Origin of the sequence: Thermogemmatispora sp. (assembly GCF_019683755.1) — a bacterium.
Lineage (GTDB): Bacteria > Chloroflexota > Ktedonobacteria > Ktedonobacterales > Ktedonobacteraceae > Thermogemmatispora.
On sequence record NZ_JADGHT010000374.1, the window covers coordinates 1 to 4,187 of the forward strand.

Sequence of the window (4,187 nt, forward strand, 5' to 3'; positions counted from 1 at the left end):
CCACTTAGGGCCCCGGCCAGTCCCCACCCAAGAAACGTTAGAAAGGCAATCGCGAGCACTGCCGGCACAAAGATCCCCGCTACTTGATCAGCCAGGCGTTGGACAGGGGCCTTGCTGCCCTGGGCCTGCTCAACCAGACGAATGATGCTGGCTAGCAGCGTATCGGCGCCAACGCGCGTGGCCCGCATGGTCAGCAACCCACTTTGATTGATCGTCGCTCCGATCAGCGCATCGCCTGCCCCTTTCTCTACCGGCAAGCTTTCCCCAGTGACCATCGACTCATCAACAGTCGAATGTCCGGCCACTACCAGACCATCAACCGGAACCTGCTCGCCAGGGCGCACAATCAGCAGGTCTCCAGGCCTGACCTCGGCAATCGCTATCTCACGCTCTTGACCATCACGTAACACATGAGCGCTACGCGGCTGCAACCCTATCAGACGGCGAACTGCTTGTCCGGCCTCGCCCTTGGCTCGTGCCTCCAGATAGCGCCCAAGGTAAATGAGCGTAATAATCAGAGCCGCCGTGTCGTAAAAGGTCGGCTCATCAGCTAGCTGTGGGACCACCGTGGCAGCCAAGCTGAGCAGGTAAGCCGCTGTTGAGCCAGCCGAGATGAGCGTGTCCATTGTGGCCGCCCCATGCCGCAGATTCTTGAGAGCATTACGGTGAAACTCCCAACCAACCACCGCCCAGACAGGCGTCGCGAGCAGCAACAGGAGATAGTTCTCCCCAGGGAAGCGGCCCATGAAAAGCATGCTGAGCACGACGACAGGCAACGAGAGAGCAATCGCCATGAGCAGCAGCCACAGCCGACGCCGGTCCGCCCGCTGCTGCATCTCAGTCACGCTTACAGCTCCCGCAACAGCGGTGTCCTTGCTCCCGCCACTGGCATTATCTTCTCCAGCGCGCTCACGGTGTTGATTCTCTTCCACCCCTCTCCTTTCTACGGATGGCACAAGCGGTAGCGCTTCATAGCCCAGTTGCTCAACTTTCTCGACCATTAGCGCCGGGCTAACCTGCCCAGGGTCATAAAGAACCGTGGCCTTCTCCGTGGCAAAGTTAACACTGGCTTCCTTGACCCCCGGCAAGCGCTGTAGCCCCCGCTCAATGCGCCTGGCACAGGAGGCGCAGCTCATGCCTTCCAGCGCCAGCGTCACCGCGGCTATCCGCTCAGGCTCGCCCTGCTCTCCACGGCTTCGATCTATGCCGCTCTGTGGCCCATCAGGACCGACATAGGTTGCCATATCTTCTATCTCCTCGTGTCCATCTCTCAGTACCACCCATACCCCCCCGGTGGGGGTCTATAGAAAGGATAGCGCAGAGCACGTTACTTGTCAAATCTCCTCCCACCCCATCGACTAGGCCAGCCTGTTCAGTGGTGTGTGATATAATCAGAGAGTGAGAGAAAGAGGGAAGCTTATCCACGAGAGAGAAGCATGGTGGCTCCTTTAGCCAGGAATACTCAGGTGATGCACCGGCTACCCCGGCGCTTTCGCAGTCTCCAGAGCCATCTGCTGCCGGACGAAGAGCCGCTCAGCAGCCATCCCGTCATCTGGAAGAGCCAGCAGCATGGCGGCCTAGCCTGCGATGCCATTCTTACGAACAGACGTCTGCTCGGTTACTATCAGGTACGTTTTCCACGCCGGCGTCTGTTCCTGGAGGCTATCCCGCTTGAAGAGATCATCTCGGTTACCCAGCGCGATCCTCAGAGCAAATCGCTCCTGCACGAGCTGCTGATCATCGCTAAGCAAGACAGGGTCTTGCTCCGGGCCCCGCGCCGCGTGATCGAAAACCTATATGATGCCTTGCACCACCTCAGCGCGAGCGAGGGCGAGAGCAAGACCCAGAAGACAGCCACAGCAGAGTCAGCCTCCGTCTCCGCCCAGACCGATGGTGCAGAGCCAGATAGGGCGAGCGTCCATTCTCCCCGCTTCGCGCGTCAGCAGCTCACTGGCTCGGCGGGGCACTCGCCCGCGGGCATCGCTCTAATCTTTGCCTGCGGCCTCATTCTGGAAATCATCGCAGTCTTTCTCTGGCAGACCACAAGCAGTCTTGCCACCAGCCTGCCCCCCTTTGGCGCTGGCCTGCTGGCGATCTTGACCGCTATCCTTGTCTACCGTCAGCGCTAAGCCCCCTTACGGATGAAAGCCTGGCTTTCTTTCTCTGGCCCCCACTGTTGTTAGCTGGAAGGGCTTTAGCCGTTAGCTAGCAACGTTGACACGTTCTTTTTGCGACAGGTACAATACAAAGGGCCTGGTAAATACAGCGATTGGCCTGCTCGTTCTATCCATAGCGAGAGAATCTGTGCAGACGTAAGGCGCCCGGGGCAGTCCTCTCTTCTAACGAACGCAGACAGCACACGGCCCCTTTTCCGACAGAGAAAAGCAAAGAAGGAGAGGGAGGCGAAAGAAGGCGCTGTCGCCCCTTCTTTGCTGAGAAGGAGCCATCTTACACAGGTGTAGGCTGTCTTGTGTCTTGCGCCTTTGCTCGCACATAGCTAAGATGAGGCAACAACGCAATGAAGATCTTCGTCTGTGTAAAGCAGATTCCAGACCCCAACACCGTCGAAAGCAAGCTTGACCCTGCGACAAAACGACTGGTGCGCACCGGGGTCTCGCTGGTGCTTGACCCGGGAGACGAGACGACGATCGCAGCAGCGATCAAGCTGCGCGATAGTCTCGGCAATAGCGAGCTGACGGCGATCAGCATGGGTCCGACTAGCGCTCAGGAGGCCCTGCGGCGCGCCCTGGCAATGGGCGTTGACCGAGCCATCCTGATCAGCGATCCGGCCCTGGCTGGCTCGGATGTCCTGGGGACAGCGCGGACGCTGGCCGCCGCCCTCAAGCGTGAGAATCCCGATCTGATCTTCTGCTCGACAGAGAGCACCGATGGCTACACTGGCATGGTGCCCGGGGCCATCGCCGAGTTTCTGGGCCTGCCCCAGCTTACCTTTGCGCGCGAAATCAAGGTTGAGGGCAGCAAGGCGGTCATCAAGCGCGTTACCCAGACCGGCTACGAGGTGGTCGAAAGCCCTCTGCCGGCAGTCGTCACCATTGCCAGTGGCTCATTTGAGGCCATCTATCCCACAATGAAGGGTATCATGAGCGCACGCAAGAAGCCCTTTAGCCAGGTGAGCCTGAGCGACCTTGGACTGGACCCGTCGCAGGTCGGAGAGGCTGGCGCACGCGAGCAGGTGCTTTCGATCGGTAAGGCTGAGGCCCGTGCCGCCGGGCAGATTATTAAGGATGAGGGCAACGCTGCCGAGATCATCGCCGACTTCTTGCAGCGTCACCAGTTGCTCTAGGAGGAGTGCAGGTTATGGCAAAAACGATCTGGGTCCTGGTCGAAATTGAGGATGGCCGACCAGCTCGCTCGTCTCTGGAGGTCCTGAGCAAGGCGGCCCGCCTGGGTCGCGCCGAGGCGATTGTCCTCGGCTCCGCCGCTGCTACGGTGGCCCCCTCGCTAGGCGAGTTCGGCGCCGAAAAGGTCTATGTCCACGCCGATCCTACCTACGATACCTACCTGACGCTCCCCGCCGTCGATACCATCAGTGATCTGCTGCAGCGGCAGCAGCCCGATCTCTTGCTCTTTCCCACGACCTACGATGTTCGCGATATTGCCGCTCGCTTGAGTGCCCGCCATAATTTGGGCTTGATCACCGATGCCACCGACCTGCGCTATGAAGGTGAGCGCCTGGAAGTGACGGTCCCCTGGGGCGGTGAGAATGTCGTAGTGGCTACCCACCCTTACCAGGGAACAGGCATCGTGCTGGCTCGCCCGAAAGCCTTCTCGGTGGAGCGCTTCGAGGGCCGCCAGGCTGAGATCGAGCAGCTTGCGGTGACACTGCGGCCCGAGTCACAGCAGATGAAGATTCTCGACCGTGTCGAGGTGCAGAGCGAAGGCCCCGCCCTGGAGGATGCCAGCATCATTGTGAGCGGTGGCCGTGGCCTGGGAAAGCCCGAAAATTATCGCCTGGTCGAAGAGCTGGCGGCTGCGCTCGGCGGAGCACCAGGCGCAACCCGCGCCATTGTTGATGCCGGCTGGCTCCCTTATAGCTACCAGATCGGGCAGACCGGTAAGACGGTTAAGCCCACCCTTTATATCGCCTGCGGTATCAGTGGCGCGATTCAGCACCTGGCCGGTATGAAAGGCTCAAAGTATATCGTTGCCATCAATAAGGATGAGCA

Annotated in this window: 4 protein-coding genes; 3 read left to right on the top strand and 1 reads right to left on the bottom strand. The window is 59.9% G+C overall.

Annotated features, from left to right (window positions below; translation table 11 throughout):
- A partial coding sequence (locus tag IRZ24_RS17410) for a heavy metal translocating P-type ATPase (protein ID WP_297167012.1) occupies positions 1–1,244 on the bottom strand: 1,244 nt, incomplete at its 3' end.
- Between the two features lie 225 nt (positions 1,245–1,469).
- On the opposite strand from IRZ24_RS17410, the gene IRZ24_RS17415 reads away from it, so the two are divergent.
- The 3 genes from IRZ24_RS17415 to IRZ24_RS17425 form a co-directional block, all read left to right on the top strand.
- A complete protein-coding gene (locus IRZ24_RS17415) occupies positions 1,470–2,129 on the top strand; it encodes a hypothetical protein (RefSeq protein ID WP_297167015.1) in 660 nt (219 codons plus the stop codon).
- Positions 2,130–2,518: 389 nt separating this feature from the next.
- Positions 2,519–3,304 carry an electron transfer flavoprotein subunit beta/FixA family protein gene (locus IRZ24_RS17420; protein ID WP_297167017.1) on the top strand — a complete coding sequence of 262 codons (786 nt, stop codon included), beginning with the start codon at positions 2,519–2,521 and terminating at the stop codon, positions 3,302–3,304.
- Positions 3,305–3,318: 14 nt separating this feature from the next.
- Positions 3,319–4,187: electron transfer flavoprotein subunit alpha/FixB family protein (locus IRZ24_RS17425; RefSeq protein WP_297167020.1), on the top strand; the 869-nt coding region annotated here is incomplete at its 3' end.